Raw genomic sequence first — 15,405 nt, forward strand, 5'->3', positions numbered from 1 at the left:
GTCATCGGACCGGTACCCGCACCGTCACCCGGGTCCCCTCCCCCGGGGCCGAGCGGACGTCGACCGCCCCGCCGACCTCCTCCGCCCGGTCGCGCAGCCCGGCGAGCCCCACGCCCGCGGACACCGCAGGGTCGAAGCCCACGCCGTCGTCCTCGACGTGCACCGACACCTGCGCGCCGTCCCCCGAGCCGACCCGGCTCATGCGGAGCACCACGGCCGAGGCCGCGGCGTGCCGGCGGACGTTGGCCAGCGCCTCCTGCGCGCCGCGCAGCAGCACGATCTCCTCGGCCCGGCTCAGCGCGGGGCCCGTGCTCCCGAGGGCCGCGGTGTCCACCCGCGTCACGATGCCGGTCTCGCGGCCGAACCGCTCCGCCAGCCGCTGCAGCGCCTCGACCAGCGTCGCGGAGTCCAGGGCGACCGGGGCGAAGGCCGCGACCATGGCGCGGGCCTCGGCGAGGTTCTCCCGCGCGACCTCCTCGATGACGGCCAGGCGCTCGGCCGCGGCACCCGAATCGCCCGGCAGCACGGCGGCCGCCGTCTGCGCCAGGACGACGATGCTGGTGTACCCCTGCGCCAGGGTGTCGTGCACCTCGCGGGCCAGCCGCTCGCGCTCGGCGACCATGCCCTGCTGGTGGTGCAGCACCGCGAGCTCGGCGCGGGTGGACTCGAGCTCCCGGATCAGCGCCGCCCGCTGATCGCTGTGCTCCAGCACGCTGAACACCCACGCCCCCATCGCGAGGCTGAACGCCACCCCGACCAGCGTCTGCAGGTCGAAGGGCTCGGTGCCCTGCGCCCAGTGCACCGTGGGGCCGAGGGCTGCGGCGGCACCCAGCGCCAGCGTCCACAGCACCCCGCTGCGCAGGTCCTCCACCATGAACCAGACCTGCGGGAAGGCCAGGAAGAGCAGGAAGAGCAGTTCCGGGAGGATCCAGGCCAGCACGCCGATCACGAGCACCAGGACCAGCAGGTATCGGGCCGCCCGCCGGTGGTCGCGCCGGACCAGCGCCGGGCCGCCGAGGGTCGCGTACGCCAGCACGAGGACGGCGAGCGCCGCGAGCAGGACCGCCTCGCGGGCACCGGACTCCTCGAGCACGGCGTCCACCATCGCGATCGCGACGAGGACCACGACGACGACGTGGTGGACCACCAGCGTCACCTGCCAGCCGCGCTCGGACAGCGGGCGGCCGCCGCCCCCCTCGGTCGGGGAGACGACGGCAGCCCGCCCCAACCAGAGCGTCATCCCTCGCCCCGACGCCAGCGGAACGTGCGCACGCACACCATGACGCCGATGATCACCCATGCGACCAGCACCAGGGCAGTCCTGCCGTGCTCCCAGCCCCCGGCGATCTCGAACGCAGCCGCCTCCTCGGGCAGGAACGCCGACCGCATGCCCTGGGTCAGCCACTTCAGCGGGAACAGCGCCGCGGTCTGCTGCATCCAGCCCGGCAGCTCCAGGAAGCCGAAGAAGACGCCCGAGAAGAACTGCAGCACCAGCGCCAGCGCGGCGATGCCGGTGGACACCGACGAGGCACTCCCCCGCAGCGCCGACACCGCGATGCCCAGCACCGTGCCGGCCAGCGAGCCGAGCGCTCCCACCCACAGGAACGTCGCCCAGTGCGCGGCGTCCACCGGCATCGGCACGTCGTAGGCGTAGCGGGCCACCGGCAGCAGCAGCGCCAGCTGCGCGGCCGTGGTCACCAGCACCTGCCCCGCCTTTCCGGCGAAGTAGGCCGCCGGCGGCGTGCCCAGGAGCTGCAGCCGCTCCAGCTGGCCGGTCTCCCGCTCGTCGGCGATCGCCGTCCCGACGGCCTGGAAGCTGACCAGCATGATCCCGGTCGCGGCGATCCCCGCCAGGAAGTACTGGGTGAAGGGGACGCCGCCGGGCCGTTCGTCGGCGCCGAGGATCGCCGCGAAGATCACCAGCATCACGAGGGGATAGGCGAAGGAGAACGCCACCTTCTGGCGGTCGCGGAAGAACAGCCGCAGCTCCAGACCCACCCGGGACGCCGCGATGCGCGTCGTCGACGGCGGCGCCGGGCGGGTGGGGGTCAGGACGGCGGTCATCGGAGGTCTCCTTCGGGGGTGGCAGTGCCGGCGGGGGTCGCCGTGCTGACCGCGGTGGCCGTGCTGGCGGCGGCGGCCCCGACGAGGCGCAGGTAGACGTCCTCGAGGCCGGGGCGGGTGACCGTGAGGTCCGGGACCTCGGCATGCGTGGCGAGCAGGTCGCGCAGCACCGCGGCGGGCGCCTCGGTGGACACCCGGCGGCGGACGCCCGCCTCCAGCCAGCTGACCGTCGACTCGCGGCGCAGCTCGGCGCCGAGCTCGTCCGGGGGTGCGACGTCGACCAGGCGGCCCCCCGAGACCACCCCGACCCGGTCGGCGAGCTCGGCGGCCTCGTCCAGGTAGTGGGTGGTGAGCAGGATCGTCGTCCCGTCGGCGCGCAGGCCCCGGATCAGCTCCCAGAACTGCCGCCGGGCGACCGGGTCCATGCCGGTGGTCGGCTCGTCGAGGAACAGCAGCTCCGGCCGGCCCTGCACGCCCAGCGCGACGGCGAGCCGCCGGCGCTGACCCCCGGAGAGCCGCTCCACCCGGACGGCCGCCGACTCCGTCAGCCCGACCGCGGCCAGCAGCTCGTCGGTCGGCCGGACCGACCCGTGGTAGCCGGCGAAGTGGTCGAGGGTCTCGCGCACCGACAGTGCGGGGCCGGCCCCCTCACCCTGGCTGACCACCCCGATCCGGTCCCGCCAGCGGCGGCCCGCGACGGCGGGGTCCTCCCCCAGCACGTCGACGTCCCCGCCGTCGCGGGGCCGGACCCCTTCGAGGATCTCGATCGTGGTGGTCTTGCCCGCACCGTTGGGCCCGAGCAGCGCGAAGCACTCGCCCCGCCGGACCTCGAGGTCCAGCCCGTCGAGGACCGGGCGTCCGCCGTACCGCTTGCTCAGGCCGCGCACCGTCACCGCGGCCGGGTCCGGACCGTTGCTCGCGGGCAGCGGTGCCAGCTGTGTCGTCGTCATGCACCGAGCCTGTCGACGCACGAGCCGGAGCGGGACCGCCGGAACGCTGGTCCGCCGTCCACCGACCGGTGGACCCGCCGGCTCCGGCGATCAGGCCGGTCCGGGCGGGAGGAGTGCCGACTCGTCGACCTCCGGGCGCGGCACCGACGCCGCCAGCCGCTGCGGCGCCAGCAGGCAGTAGCTGTCGGTCAGCAGCTCCCCGACCTCGCCCCAGTCGACGCCGTCGTCGAGCCGCAGCCCGACCTCGTCCCCGCGCCAGGGGGCGGCGAAGAACGGCGGGCCGGTCCGGCGCAGTGTCTCCAGCTCCAGCCCCGACGACCGGAAGGTGAGGATCCGGCACGGCCCCGCCGTCCCCGCCGCGCGCGCATGGGACTGCGGGCGCCCGCGCTCGATGGTCAGCAGATGGGCGAACGTCCGCGACCGGACGCGCCAGCGGGTGCCGACCCAGGCCGGCTCCTCGTACGCCTCCGGGAGGGCCAGCGCGATCGCCCGCACCCTCGCGCGCAGCTCGGTCTCCACGTCGCCTCCTTCCGCCGGCCGCACCCGCCGTCATGGTGGACGACCGGTCCGACACCGGGAACTCAGCGGCCCGGCGCCTGGAACCTCCGGGCACCCGGCGCGGCGAGCACCACGGTGCTCCCCATCGGCCAGGCGACGGCGGGCAGCGTCGCGTCCGGCTTCGTGGAGCGGCCGAGCGGCTGCTCGACGGGGTCGCGGCGACCATCGACCGCTGAGCCACGGCGATGTCCGAAACTCGCCGGTCCCCGGCGCTCGCGGCTGCCATGCTCGTGCCCATGACGACGGCGGTGGACCACGAGAGCCGCTACCGGGCCGTGGCCGGACGCGACGCGCGGTTCGACGGCTGGTTCTTCACCGCGGTGCGCACCACCGGCATCTACTGCCGCCCGTCGTGCCCGGCCCGCACGCCGAAGCCGTCCAACGTCTCCTTCTTCAGCACCGCGGCCGGGGCGCAGGCCGCCGGCTACCGCGCCTGCCGCCGCTGCCGACCGGATGCCGCGCCCGGTTCGCCCGAGTGGGACGTGCGCGCCGACGTCGTCGCGCGTGCCATGCGGCTGGTCGCCGACGGCGAGGTGGAGCGCTCGGGCGTCCCCGGTCTGGCGCGCCGGCTGGGCTACTCCGAGCGCCAGCTGCACCGGCTCGTGGTCGGCGAGCTCGGCGTCGGCCCCCTCGCGCTGGCGCGGGCGCAACGCGCGCAGACCGCCCGGCTGCTGATCGAGACCACCGACCTGCCCATGGCCGACGTCGCCTTCGCCGCGGGGTTCGCCAGCATCCGGCAGTTCAACGACACCGTCCGCGAGGTCTTCGCGGCCACCCCGACCGAGCTCCGGCGCCGCCCGGCCCCGGCCGAGGGCGGCACGCCGGGCTCGCTCAGCCTCCGGCTCGCCGCCCGCGCGCCGTACGACGCGGCGGAGGTCCTGCTCTTCCTGGGTGCGCACGCCGTGCCCGGACTCGAGGAGTGGGACGGCACCACCTTCTCCCGCGTGCTCGACCTGCCGCACGGCCCGGGCACCGTCGCCCTCTCCCCCGCCCCCGGCGGCGGCGCCGTCACTGCGCGCCTGCACCTCGCGCAACTGCGCGACCTCGGGGTGGCGGTGAGCCGCTGCCGGCGGATGCTCGACCTGGACGCCGACCCCGTGGCCGTCGACGCCGTGCTCGGCGCCGACCCTGCGCTGGCGGAGCTCGTGGCCGCCGCGCCCGGGCGCCGGGTGCCGGGCTCACCCGACGGTCCCGAGCTCGCCGTCCGCGCCGTCCTCGGCCAGCAGGTCTCCGTGGCCGGCGCCCGCACGCTGACGGCGCGGCTGCTGACCGCGGCCGGCGTTCCGCTGGCCACACCGGTCGGCAGCCTCACCCACGCCTTCCCTCGCCCGGAAGCGCTCGCCGGAGCCGACCTGGGCGCCGTCGGTCTCACCGGTGCCCGCCGGGCGACGGTGCGCGCGCTGGCCACCGCCCTGGCCGACGGCGACGTCGCGCTGGACCCCGGCGCCGACCGCGACGAGGCGGTCCGGGCGGTGCTCGCCGTCCGCGGCATCGGTCCCTGGACGGCGGCGCTCGTCGCGCTGCGCGGCCTGGCCGACCCCGACGTGTGGCTGCCCGGCGACCTCGCGTTGCGACGCTCCCTCACCGCCCTCGGCAGCACCGACGCCGAGGCCGCCGGCCGCTGGCGCCCGTGGCGCTCCTACGCGGTGATGCACCTGTGGGCGCTCGCCGCGCCCTCCTTCTTCACCCGCCCGTCCCAGCCCCTCCGTGGACCCGCCTCCTCCCTCCCCACCACAGCCCTGCCGGCCGCCGCGCCGGCTCCTCCGGAACGGAGCGCCTCATGACCCCTCCTCCCGCCCGCTACGCCACCGTCGACACCCCGCCCGGCCCGTTCACCGTCGTGGTGACCTCCGGACCCGACGGCCACGACGTGGTGCTGGCCAGCGGCTGGACCGACGACGTCGCCGAGCTGCTGTCCGTGGTGCACCGCTCGCTGCGCCCCACCTGGGTCGAGCACGTCGAGGACCTTCCCGTCCTGGACGCGGTGACGGCCTTCTTCGAGGGCGACGTGACCGCCATCGACGGCATCCCCGTCCAGCAGCGCTCGGGCCCCTTCCTCGAGGACGCCTGGGACGTGCTGCGCACCGTGCCGCCGGGCACGCCGGACACCTACGCCTCCTTCGCCGCCCGGTGCGGTCGCCCCACGGCGGTGCGGGCGGCCGCCAACGCCTGCGCCCGGAACGCGGCGGCACTGTTCGTGCCCTGCCACCGGGTGCTCGGCTCCAGCGGCGGGCTGGGCGGCTTCCGCTGGGGGACGCCGGTCAAGCGCCAGCTCCTCGACCACGAGGCGCGCCACGCGCCGGTCGCCGCCGCCTGACCGGTTCTGTCGGACCCCTCCGGCAGCCTCGCGGGCATGGACGCCGCTTCCCTGTTGCTCGGGCTCCTCCTCGGGGCGCTGCTCGCCACCGCCGCCACCCTCGGCGTGGTCGCGCTGCTCGCCCGCCGCCGCCCCACCGACACGGGCCTGGAGCCGGTGCACGAATCGCTCGACCACCTCCACCGCCTGCTGGCCGGCATCGAGCGTGCCCGCGCCACCGCACACGGGGAGCTCCGCGAGCAGATGGGGACCGTCGGCCAGACCTCGGCCCAGCTGCACCAGGAGACGGCCGCGCTCGTCACGGCGCTGCGCACGCCGCACGTCCGCGGCCGGTGGGGCGAGGTGCAGCTCCGCCGCGTGGTCGAGCTGGCCGGCCTGCTCGAGCACTGCGACTTCGTCGAGCAGCCGTCCGGCACCAACGACGAGGGCGCCGGCGTACGCCCCGACCTCGTCGTCACCCTCGCCGACGGTCGCCAGGTCGTGGTCGACGCCAAGGTGCCCTTCACCGGATACATCGAGGCCGTGCAGGCCACCGACCAGGCGGTCCGCGACCAGCGGGTGGCGATGCACGCCCGGCAGCTGCGCACCCACGTGGACGCGCTCGCCGCCCGGCGCTACCCCACCGCCTTCCGGCCGGCCGCACCCTTCACCGTGCTGTTCGTCCCCTCCGACGGCTTCCTGATCACCGCGCTCGAGGCCGAGCCCGGTCTGCTGGAGTACGGCTTCTCCCGGGACGTCGTCCTGGCCACGCCGAGCACCTTGCTGGCGCTGTTGCGCACCGTGGCCTACTCGTGGCGGCAGGAACGGCTGGCGCGTGACGCCGACCAGGTGCTCGAGGTGGGCCGCCGGCTGCACGCACGGCTGTCGACGCTGTCGGGGCACCTCACCCGGCTCGGTTCGGCGCTGGGCACCACGATGGCCCGGTTCAACGAGACGGTCGGCTCCTACGAGCGGTCCGTGCTCACCGCCGCCCGCCGCTTCGACGACCTCGGCATCGCCGAGCAGCCGGTGCCCACCCCCGCCCCGGTGGAGGCGACCGTGCGCACCCTGCGACCGCCGGAGCCGACGGGCGGCACGGACGGCGTCGTGCTCGACGGGGAGGACCGGTTCGACGCCGGACGCCGCTACGGCGACGAGGGACGGGACGACGAAGGGCGGGACGGAACGCACGGCTGACCCCCGTCGCCGCCCGCTCCCGGCGGCCTTCCCGGCGCCCGCGCCGTCCCGCTCGCCCCACCCATCACCCGTGTCGCCACGTCGACACCGCGGGACGGCGACTCGGGCCCGCTTCCGCCGCTGTTGCATTCTCACTCGCTACCGTGACCATCGAGGGACGGCCGTCCGGGCCCGACCGCGGTGGAACGGAGGTGCGCCATGGCCACGGCGAGTACGGCCGACGCATGGCGGCAGGGCGGGAGTGCTCCCGACCGGTCGTTCCCCGGGTCACGCATGCCCCGTGAGGAACGAGCCATGAACCCCGACCGCAGCGCCCGCCCCGGCCGTCCGCCGGTCCCGCCCCGCGTCCGCCCCGCCGACCGGCTGCGGTCCGACCTGGACAGCCGCCCGGTTCCCCCGCGCCGGGAGTCGCTCCGGCCGAACCGCCTCGCCGACCGCGGGGCCGCCGATTCCCGCCCGCCGGCCGGACGTCGGGCCGAGGTCCGGCCGGCGGCACGAGGCCGCGCCGAGGCCCGGCCCGTCACCGGAGGCGGCCGCTTCCGCGGCGCCGTCGCCGTGCTCGGCATCTTCCTGGTGACCCTCGCCGGCGCGTCCATCGACTCGTTCGTCGGCATGGGTCTGGGCGTCATCACGCTGACCGCCCTGCTCACCTCCACCGCCGTCGCCGTGCTCGCGGTCCGCCGGCGCGACCTGCTGTCCGTCGTCGTCGCGCCCCCGCTGGTCTTCGTCGCCGTCGCGGCGCTCAACATCGCCCTGGCGCCGTCGGCCAGCTTCAACCTCCCGACGGTCGCCACGCTGCTCATCCGCGGGTTCCCGACGATGGCCATGGCCACCGGCCTGGCCGTCGTGTTCGCGGCCGGCCGGCTGATCGCCCGCCGCTGACCGTCCCGCGGGTTCTCGCCCGCACGGACGACACGCGCCCCGCTCCGGTGCTGCCGGGACGGGGCGCGTTCTCGTCGCGCGTCGGCCCGCGCATGCGGGCCGGCGGTGTCAGTCGGTCGTGGCGGCGCGCCGCGGCCGCAGCTCGTGCGGCAACGCGAAGACCAGCCGCTCCTCGGCCGCCTTCACGGTCTCCACGTCGGCGAAGCCGCGGGCGGCCAGCCAGTCGAGCACCTCGCTCACGAGGATCTCCGGGACCGAGGCGCCGCTGGTCACACCCACGGTGCCCACGCCGTCGAGCCACGACTCGTCGATCTCGGAGGCGAAGTCGACCAGGTAGGACGCCCGGGAGCCGGCCTCCAGGGCCACCTCCACCAGCCGCACCGAGTTCGATGAGTTCGTCGAGCCGACGACGAGCACGAGATCGCACTCGGCGGCCATCTGCTTCACGGCCTGCTGGCGGTTCTGCGTCGCGTAGCAGATGTCGTCGCTGGGCGGGGACTGCAGACCGGGGAAGCGGTTCTTCAGCTGGTCGACCGTGTCCAGGGTCTCGTCCACCGACAGGGTGGTCTGGGACAGCCAGACGACCTTCTCCGGGTCGCGCACCTGCACGTTGGCGACGTCCTCGGCCCCGTCGACGAGCTGGATGTGGGCCGGCGCCTCACCGGCGGTGCCCTCGACCTCCTCGTGACCGCGGTGGCCGATCAGCAGGATGTCGTAGTCGTCCCGCGCGAAGCGCTTGGCCTCCTGGTGCACCTTGGTCACCAGGGGGCACGTCGCGTCGATCGTCCGCAGCTGCCGGTCGGCCGCCTCCTGGTGCACGGCCGGGGAGACGCCGTGGGCGCTGAAGACCACGACGGACCCCTCGGGCACCTCGGTCGTCTCGTCGACGAAGATCGCACCCCGCCGCTCGAGGGTGGCCACCACGTGCTTGTTGTGGACGATCTGCTTGCGCACGTAGACGGGGGCGCCGTGGATCTCCAGGGCGCGCTCGACCGCCACCACCGCCCGGTCCACGCCGGCGCAGTAGCCCCGGGGATCGGCCAGCAGGACACGTCCGCGCTGATCTGCCATGCACCCAGCGTACGTGGGCCAGGCCGCCTGCCGGGTGCGTCGAACGTGGTCAGGAACACCCTCTCGGCGTACAGCGGCGCCCGGGTGGGGGTGTCGGTGCGCGTTTCCTGGGGCAAGGTGTGCCCATGGCCCGTGAGATCCCTGAGGTTGTCCGCGCCGCTGCCGGCCTGGCTGCGACCGTCGTCGACGAAGCACGCAAGCTGCCCGAGACCCTCCCCGGGCTGCCCGTCCGTGTCATCGGCATGGCCATGCAGCACGCGATGAAGGTGCAGCAGCAGTACGCCGGGTTGGTCGCCCGCGGGGACGAGCTGTTCACCGGGATCCGCGGCGAGGCCGAGCCGGGCCTGGCCACCTTCGACGACGACGGCGACGCCGCGCCCGCCCAGGGCTTCCGCGGCTCGGCGTTCGACCGTGCCGACGTCGTCCCCGACGAGGTCCCCGACCGGGTGGGCGCACAGGCCTCCGTCGAGACCTTCGTGGAGGAGGCACCGGCCACCGAGGAGGTCCTCGACGAGCTGGCCATCGACGAGGCGATCGAGGCGGCCCCCACGCTGGAGGAGACCGCTCCGGTCACCGGCGACGCCGACGCACTGGAGACGGCGCTCGACGAGTCCGGCGACTCCTCCGCGGTCGAGCTGCCGGTCGCCGGTGCGGCGGACGCCGAGGCGATCCCCACCTCCGTGGACGTGCTCACCCCCGACGGCAGCGACGTCACCACCGTCGAGGCCACCGTCACCGACGAGGGCATCGCCACCCCCGTCACGGCCGACTACACCGACGCCGCGGACGACGGCACCGAGGTGGCGCGTGGTGACGGGCCCGTCGCCGCGAACGCCGGGCTGCTCTCCGACGCCGGTGAGGCCGGCACCGGGTCGGAGGACACCGCCATCGCCGCGGGCGCGGCCGTGGAGCCCGGTGCCGAGTCCGCCGGGACGGCGGCTGCCGGCCAGGACGCCGGCGAGCCGGCCGAGGCCCCGATCGACGGGTACGACAGCTTCTCGATCGCCCAGCTGCGCGGCCGGCTGCGCGGCTACACCCTCTCGACGGTGGCCGAGCTGGTCACCTACGAGGAGTCCACGCAGGCGCGGGAGCCCTACCTGCGGATGCTGCGCAACCGGCTGGAGAAGCTCGAGGAGCAGGCGGTCGAGTCCAGCCCCCTGGCTCCCCGCGGCGCCTGATCCACGGCCGGTCCGGGCTGTCGGCGCCGTCTGACACCCTCGGGGCGTGACCGCACCTTCCTCCCCCGAGGCGCCGTGGCCGGTACGGACGGTCGCGCGCAAGGTCGCCGACTGGATCGGCCGGCTCGGCGAGGTGTGGGTGGAGGGCCAGGTCGCGCAGCTGTCGCGGCGCGGCAACGCGGCCACGGTGTTCCTGACCCTGCGCGACCCGGTCGCCGACCTCTCCGTGCCGGTGACCTGCCACCGCGACATCGCCGACCGCCCCGGCCTCGAGCTCACCGAGGGCGCGCGGGTGATCGTCCGCGCCCGTCCCGACTACTACGTGGCCCGGGGGTCCTTCTCGCTGCGGGCCACCGAGATCCGCGCCGTCGGCCTCGGCGAGCTGCTCGCCCGGATCGAGCGCATCCGCCGGCTGCTGGCTGCCGAGGGGCTGTTCGACGCCGCCCGCAAGCGCCCGCTGCCGTTCGCACCCGCCGTCGTCGGGGTCATCACCGGGCGGGACAGCGCCGCGGAACGGGACGTCCTGGTCACCGCCCGCCGCCGCTGGCCGGCCGTCCGCTTCGCCATGCACAACTGCGCCGTGCAGGGGCCGCAGGCGGCGGCCAACGTCATCGACGGGCTGCGCCGGCTCGATGCCGACACCACCGTCGAGGTCATCGTCGTCGCCCGCGGCGGCGGCTCGGTCGAGGACCTGCTGCCCTTCTCCGACGAGGGGCTGGTACGGGCGATCGCCGCCTGCCGCACGCCGGTGGTGACCGCCGTCGGCCACGAGACCGACACCACGCTGGTCGACCACGTCGCCGACGTCCGCGCCGCGACCCCGACCGACGCCGCCCACCGGATCGTGCCGGAGATCGGGGAGCAGCGACGTCTGGTCGAGGGGCTCCGCAGCCGAGCGCGGCACCTGGTCACCGCCCGGCTCGAGCAGCAGGAGCGCTGGCTGGACTCGGTCCGCACCCGCCCGGTGCTCGCCAGCCCCGATCGGCTGCTGCACGGCCGGGCCGACGACGTCGCCCAGCTGCGCACCCGCGCCCGCCGCACGGTGCTGCACCGGGTCGAGAGCGCCGAACGCGACCTGGAGCACGCCCGCGCCCGGGTGACGGCGCTGTCCCCGGCGGCGACGCTGGAGCGTGGCTACGCGGTGGTGCAGCGGGCCGACGGCGCACTGGTCCGCGACCCCGCCGAGGTGGCCGACGGCGAGCGCCTGCAGGTGCGCGTGAGCGGGGGGCGTCTGCCGGTCCGCGTCGACCGGGAGGATGGGGAATCGTGAGCGGACAGGATCGTGAGCATCGCAGCGAGGCGGCCGGTGACAGGGAGGGAGCATCGCAGCGAGGAACGAGCGAGGAGCGGATCGACCGCGGAAGCGGCCTGAATCCTGGAGCGAGGAGCGGAGCGTTCCGCGGCAGCGAACCGAGGACATCGTGAGCAGCACCGAGCAGACGGCCGGGCAGATCGACGAGCCGACGACCACCTACGAGCAGGCACGCGAGGAGCTCGCCGACGTCGTCCGCCGGCTGGAGGCCGGTGGGCTGACGCTGGAGGAGTCCCTGGCCCTGTGGGAGCGCGGTGAGGAGCTGGCGAAGCTCTGCCAGCACTGGCTGGACCGCGCCCGGGAACGGCTGGCGGCCGCCGCTCCCGACGACGCGGACGGCTGAGCTCAGGCCGGGCGACGCCCGGCCGTCGGCCCTGCCGTCGCCACCGGAGCCGCGAGCAGGCCCGCCTCGGCCAGCGCGCCGAGGACCCGGTCGGCCCGCCGCCGGAGGTCCGGCAGGTCCGCCAGGCCGCCACGCTCGACCAGGCACCGGGCCACGAGGTCGCGCACCGTCGGGTTCTCCGCCGTCACCGGGCGGTTCGCCGGGACGCGGGTGACCAGCCCGCACGGGCACGCCCCTCCGGTCGCGGGCGCCACGTGGTTCGCGTTCGCGCAGACGTCGTCGAGCATGTCGGCTCCTCGTCCGGCCGGCTGCCGCGGTGGCGCCGGTGTGGAGGTGATCCTGCGGCGACCGGCACCCCGGCCGCCCGCCGACCAGCCGCCTGTCGATGAGTCGTCCGACACCCGACACGGGACCGCAACAACCGCGCCGTCAGCCCTCCGCCGGCGCCACCGCGGCGGCCACGGCGCGCAGCTCGTCCTCCGGCGCCGACCCGCTGACGACGAGGACGACGTCGCCGTCCCGCCGGGTCAGCGCCGTCTCGCCGCGCTCCGTGGTGAGCCGGGTCCACGGCTCCCCGTCCACGTCGACCGTCCCGTCGTCCGTCGCGCCACCGAGCACGGACTGCACCGGCTCGGCGCGGACGTCGTCGCTGACGGTGAACCCGGCGAACTCCTCCGACGGCGTCAGATAGCCGACCTCGAGGGTCACCGGGGCCCCCTCGTCCGCGAAGCCGGCGTCCGTGCGGGCACTGGTCGGCCGGTAGTCCTCCGGCAGCCCGGTCGGCGCCACCACCGCGTAGTCGGCCCGCTCGGCGGCCAGCCGCACGGTGCTCGTGGGGTCGACCGTGCGCACCGTCTCCTCGTTGCTGGCGCGGAACGCCTGCCACCCCACGAGCAGCAGGCAGATGACGACCAACGGGAGCAGCGAGCGGATCATGTTCGCCGCGCTCATCCGGTCGGCCCGCTCCACCGCCGACGACGGGGGCCCCGCCGGCGCCGGGGCCTCCGTGGGGTCGGCGGGTCGCGGGCTCGTCGGGCCGGCTTCGGTCATGCACATAGGATCGCAGGAGAGCTCCCCCGCCCTGCCGCCATGGCCCCGTCCCGGGTCCCGCCCTGCGTTTGCGAAGGGTGGACGGGACCGGGTCCCTCTCCAGGAGGTCCCGTGTCGCTGCCCGTTCCCGAAGGTCCCGTCTCCTCGAGCGGCCGCGGCTTCCTCGCCGACCGTCCCGCTCCCGACCGCAACCTCGCGCTGGAGCTGGTGCGGGTGACCGAGGCGGCGGCGATGGCCGCCGGCCGCTGGGTCGGACGCGGCGACAAGAACGGCGGTGACGGCGCCGCGGTCGACGCGATGCGGGCCCTCATCGGCACCGTGAGCATGCGGGGCGTCGTCGTGATCGGCGAGGGCGAGAAGGACGAGGCCCCGATGCTCTACAACGGCGAGCAGGTGGGTGACGGTCACGGGCCCGAGTGCGACGTCGCGGTCGACCCGATCGACGGCACCACGCTGATGGCCAAGGGGATGCCCAACGCGATCGCCGTCATGGCCGTCGCCGACCGCGGCGCCATGTACGACCCCTCGGCGGTCTTCTACATGGAGAAGCTGGCCACCGGGCCGGCCGCGGCCGACGTCGTCGACATCACCGTGCCGGTCGCGGAGAACATCCGCCGTGTCGCGAAGGCGAAGAAGAGCTCGGTGGGTGACGTCACCGTCTGCATCCTCGACCGGCCCCGCCACGCGCAGCTGGTCCAGGAGGTCCGCGAGGCGGGCGCCCGGATCAAGTTCATCACCGACGGCGACGTGGCCAGCGCGATCGCCGCCGCCCGCGAGGGCACCGGCGTGGACCTGATCCTCGGCATCGGCGGCACGCCGGAGGGCATCATCGCGGCCTGCGCGCTCAAGTGCATGGGCGGCTCGTTCCAGGGCCGGCTCTGGCCCAAGGACGACGACGAGCGGCAGAAGGCGATCGACGCCGGCCACGACCTCGACCGCGTGCTGCACATCGACGACCTGGTGCGCGGCGACGTCTTCTTCGTCGCCACCGGCATCACCGACGGCGAGCTGCTCCGCGGCGTCCAGTACCGCTCCGGTGGCTGCACCACGCAGTCGCTGGTGATGCGCTCCAAGTCGGGCACGATCCGCTCGATCGAGAGCCTGCACTCGCTGGAGAAGCTGCGCGCCTACTCGGCCGTCCCCTTCGATTCCTGACGCGACCCTCCGGATCGCACCGCGGCCAGGAGCCGTCCCCGGGTGGGTGGAGCCGCTTCGTCCCGCCTGCCCGGGACCCTCCGGGCCCCACTCGGCGCGACAGGACCACCCCGCACGTCAGTTCGGTTCGCCCCGCCTCGCGAGCCGGTCCATGACCTGCCGCCAGCGGCTGGCCGACTCGCCCGGTGCGAGGCTGCGCAGCTTGAGGTCGCCGAACACGCTGCGGGCGTGGACGACGACGCGCGGGGTGCCGGCGACCCGCGGCACCGGCGCCAGGTCGACCTTGCGGTCGCCGAAGATCGTCCGTCCCCGGATCTGCGCGTCCACGCCCTCGGCGACGATCACGTCCACGTCGCCGAAGACCGTCGTCAGGTAGAGGTCGAACCGGTCCGCGTCCGTGCGCAGTCCGCGCAGGTCCATCCGCACGTCGCCGAAGACCGTGGAGGCGCGCCGCGGAACGGTGGGCCCGGCGAGCGTGATGTCGCCGAAGACGCTGGTCTGCTCCTCCGGTGCCCGGGTGCCGACGATCTCGACCGGCGCCTCCGCCGGCAGGTCGGCCACCAGCTCGGCGAGGTCGGCGGTGGTGACCGCGGCGTAGGCGGCACCGGCGCGCTGGCCGAACTCGTCGAGGTCCAGCCGCCCCTCGGCCAGCGCCTGCTGGAGTCTGGCGACCAGGGCCTCGCGGTCCTGGTCGGAGGCCCGCACGCCCGCCACCTCGGCGTCACCGGGACCTCGACCGGCAGGGAGCTCGTCGTCGGGCACGGCTGCGACGGTATCGGAGCCGGGCCGGAGCGGGGAGCCGGTCAGCTGGCCGGCGGGAAGGCCTCCACGCAGTAGACGTCCCGGGCGTCGGAGTTCGACTGCCGGCCGGCGCACGTGCCGCCGTAGAGCTCGTAGGCGGAGTACTCGGGGGACTTCCGGAAGAGCTCGTCGCAGGCCGCCATGTCGCCCCCGTGGCACTCCTCCGCGTAGTCGTCGAGCTCGGGGTCGTCCCCCAGCCCCTCGGGCTCGGAGGTCGCCGCGGGGATCGAGGAGTCACTCCCGCTCCCGGCCTCTCCGCCGTCGCCGGAACGCAGCCCGAGGAACAGTGCGACCGCCAGCCCGGCGATGGCGAGCGCTCCGACGACCGCGCCCACGACGGCCACCTTGCTGCTCTTCCCCGCCCCGGACGTCGAGCCCCGACCCCAGGGCGGCGCTGCCGGGACGCCGGGCTGGGCCTGCCCGTAGGGAGCCGCGCCGTAGGGGGGCCGTCCGTACGGCGCCTGCCCGTACGGAGCCTGCCCGTACGAAGGCTGACCGTAGGGCGATTCGCCGTACGGCGGCTGGCCGTAGGGCGTCTGGCCGTACCG

At 75.4% G+C, this 15,405-nt stretch carries 17 protein-coding genes; 8 read left to right on the forward strand and 9 right to left on the reverse strand.

The annotated features are described in order from the left end of the window. Position 1 precedes the first annotated feature (1 nt). The 4 genes from ACI793_RS04035 to ACI793_RS04050 form a co-directional block, all read right to left on the reverse strand. On the reverse strand, positions 2–1,240 hold the full coding sequence (locus ACI793_RS04035; RefSeq protein WP_456605072.1) for a sensor histidine kinase: 1,239 nt from the start codon (positions 1,238–1,240) through the stop codon (positions 2–4). Continuing rightward, positions 1,237–2,064, reverse strand: coding sequence for an ABC transporter permease (locus ACI793_RS04040; protein WP_456605073.1), 828 nt, complete (start codon positions 2,062–2,064; stop codon positions 1,237–1,239). Before ACI793_RS04040 ends, ACI793_RS04035 begins: the two co-directional genes overlap by 4 nt. Next, positions 2,061–3,014 (reverse strand): ABC transporter ATP-binding protein, encoded by a 954-nt coding sequence (locus tag ACI793_RS04045; protein WP_456605074.1) that lies wholly within the window; start codon positions 3,012–3,014, stop codon positions 2,061–2,063. Before ACI793_RS04045 ends, ACI793_RS04040 begins: the two co-directional genes overlap by 4 nt. A 90-nt stretch (positions 3,015–3,104) precedes the next feature. Continuing rightward, positions 3,105–3,533 carry an MmcQ/YjbR family DNA-binding protein gene (locus ACI793_RS04050; RefSeq protein ID WP_456605075.1) on the reverse strand — a complete coding sequence of 143 codons (429 nt, stop codon included), beginning with the start codon at positions 3,531–3,533 and terminating at the stop codon, positions 3,105–3,107. A gap of 275 nt (positions 3,534–3,808) precedes the next feature. On the opposite strand from ACI793_RS04050, the gene ACI793_RS04055 reads away from it, so the two are divergent. From ACI793_RS04055 to ACI793_RS04070, 4 genes are all read left to right on the forward strand, one after another. Continuing rightward, complete coding sequence (locus tag ACI793_RS04055; protein WP_456605076.1) at positions 3,809–5,356, forward strand: AlkA N-terminal domain-containing protein; 1,548 nt, start codon at positions 3,809–3,811, stop codon at positions 5,354–5,356. Further along, entirely contained in the window at positions 5,353–5,889 is a 537-nt protein-coding gene (locus ACI793_RS04060; RefSeq protein WP_456605077.1) for a methylated-DNA--[protein]-cysteine S-methyltransferase, read from the forward strand. The genes ACI793_RS04055 and ACI793_RS04060 overlap by 4 nt, the downstream gene beginning before the upstream one ends. A gap of 36 nt (positions 5,890–5,925) precedes the next feature. Further along, positions 5,926–7,065, forward strand: a complete 1,140-nt coding sequence (locus ACI793_RS04065; RefSeq protein WP_456605078.1) for a DNA recombination protein RmuC — start codon at positions 5,926–5,928, stop codon at positions 7,063–7,065. A gap of 294 nt (positions 7,066–7,359) precedes the next feature. Continuing rightward, positions 7,360–7,947 (forward strand): DUF6542 domain-containing protein, encoded by a 588-nt coding sequence (locus ACI793_RS04070; RefSeq protein ID WP_456605079.1) that lies wholly within the window; start codon positions 7,360–7,362, stop codon positions 7,945–7,947. A gap of 108 nt (positions 7,948–8,055) precedes the next feature. On the opposite strand, the gene ACI793_RS04075 is transcribed toward ACI793_RS04070, so the two are convergent. Next, a complete protein-coding gene (locus tag ACI793_RS04075) occupies positions 8,056–9,018 on the reverse strand; it encodes a 4-hydroxy-3-methylbut-2-enyl diphosphate reductase (RefSeq protein WP_456605080.1) in 963 nt (320 codons plus the stop codon). A 125-nt stretch (positions 9,019–9,143) separates the two neighbouring features. Between ACI793_RS04075 and ACI793_RS04080 the strand changes: the two genes are divergently transcribed. From ACI793_RS04080 to ACI793_RS04090, 3 genes are all read left to right on the forward strand, one after another. Continuing rightward, entirely contained in the window at positions 9,144–10,196 is a 1,053-nt protein-coding gene (locus tag ACI793_RS04080) for a hypothetical protein (protein ID WP_456605081.1), read from the forward strand. A 46-nt stretch (positions 10,197–10,242) separates the two neighbouring features. Next, positions 10,243–11,466, forward strand: coding sequence for an exodeoxyribonuclease VII large subunit (gene xseA / locus ACI793_RS04085; RefSeq protein ID WP_456605082.1), 1,224 nt, complete (start codon positions 10,243–10,245; stop codon positions 11,464–11,466). Positions 11,467–11,617: 151 nt separating this feature from the next. Further along, entirely contained in the window at positions 11,618–11,851 is a 234-nt protein-coding gene (locus ACI793_RS04090; protein WP_456605083.1) for an exodeoxyribonuclease VII small subunit, read from the forward strand. A gap of 2 nt (positions 11,852–11,853) precedes the next feature. Here ACI793_RS04090 and ACI793_RS04095 read toward each other — a convergent pair whose 3' ends face one another. Continuing rightward, a complete protein-coding gene (locus ACI793_RS04095; protein ID WP_456605084.1) occupies positions 11,854–12,138 on the reverse strand; it encodes a hypothetical protein in 285 nt (94 codons plus the stop codon). Between the two features lie 142 nt (positions 12,139–12,280). After that, on the reverse strand, positions 12,281–12,901 hold the full coding sequence (locus ACI793_RS04100; protein WP_456605085.1) for a DUF4245 domain-containing protein: 621 nt from the start codon (positions 12,899–12,901) through the stop codon (positions 12,281–12,283). A 111-nt stretch (positions 12,902–13,012) separates the two neighbouring features. Here ACI793_RS04100 and glpX point away from each other — a divergent pair, with 111 nt between their 5' ends. Beyond that, positions 13,013–14,056: a class II fructose-bisphosphatase gene (glpX, locus tag ACI793_RS04105; RefSeq protein WP_456605086.1), complete on the forward strand. Its 1,044-nt coding sequence runs from the start codon at positions 13,013–13,015 to the stop codon at positions 14,054–14,056. Between the two features lie 117 nt (positions 14,057–14,173). On the opposite strand, the gene ACI793_RS04110 is transcribed toward glpX, so the two are convergent. Next, positions 14,174–14,818, reverse strand: coding sequence for a DUF1707 domain-containing protein (locus ACI793_RS04110; protein WP_456605087.1), 645 nt, complete (start codon positions 14,816–14,818; stop codon positions 14,174–14,176). 41 nt (positions 14,819–14,859) lie between these two features. Next, on the reverse strand, positions 14,860–15,192 hold the full coding sequence (locus ACI793_RS04115) for a hypothetical protein (RefSeq protein WP_456605088.1): 333 nt from the start codon (positions 15,190–15,192) through the stop codon (positions 14,860–14,862). Positions 15,193–15,405 lie beyond the last annotated feature (213 nt).

The sequence above is a fragment of the Blastococcus sp. SYSU DS0617 genome, from assembly GCF_054051075.1.

What these genes read in the sequence shown, in the direction of transcription:
- ACI793_RS04100 (WP_456605085.1), bottom strand. Translation starts at nt 12,901, where the DNA reads ATGACCGAAGCCGGCCCGACGAGCCCGCGACCCGCCGACCCCACGGAG.
- ACI793_RS04045 (WP_456605074.1), bottom strand. Translation starts at nt 3,014, where the DNA reads ATGACGACGACACAGCTGGCACCGCTGCCCGCGAGCAACGGTCCGGAC.
- ACI793_RS04075 (WP_456605080.1), bottom strand. Translation starts at nt 9,018, where the DNA reads ATGGCAGATCAGCGCGGACGTGTCCTGCTGGCCGATCCCCGGGGCTAC.
- ACI793_RS04055 (WP_456605076.1), top strand. Translation starts at nt 3,809, where the DNA reads ATGACGACGGCGGTGGACCACGAGAGCCGCTACCGGGCCGTGGCCGGA.
- ACI793_RS04035 (WP_456605072.1), bottom strand. Translation starts at nt 1,240, where the DNA reads ATGACGCTCTGGTTGGGGCGGGCTGCCGTCGTCTCCCCGACCGAGGGG.
- ACI793_RS04040 (WP_456605073.1), bottom strand. Translation starts at nt 2,064, where the DNA reads ATGACCGCCGTCCTGACCCCCACCCGCCCGGCGCCGCCGTCGACGACG.
- ACI793_RS04070 (WP_456605079.1), top strand. Translation starts at nt 7,360, where the DNA reads ATGAACCCCGACCGCAGCGCCCGCCCCGGCCGTCCGCCGGTCCCGCCC.
- ACI793_RS04080 (WP_456605081.1), top strand. Translation starts at nt 9,144, where the DNA reads ATGGCCCGTGAGATCCCTGAGGTTGTCCGCGCCGCTGCCGGCCTGGCT.
- ACI793_RS04060 (WP_456605077.1), top strand. Translation starts at nt 5,353, where the DNA reads ATGACCCCTCCTCCCGCCCGCTACGCCACCGTCGACACCCCGCCCGGC.
- ACI793_RS04095 (WP_456605084.1), bottom strand. Translation starts at nt 12,138, where the DNA reads ATGCTCGACGACGTCTGCGCGAACGCGAACCACGTGGCGCCCGCGACC.
- ACI793_RS04065 (WP_456605078.1), top strand. Translation starts at nt 5,926, where the DNA reads ATGGACGCCGCTTCCCTGTTGCTCGGGCTCCTCCTCGGGGCGCTGCTC.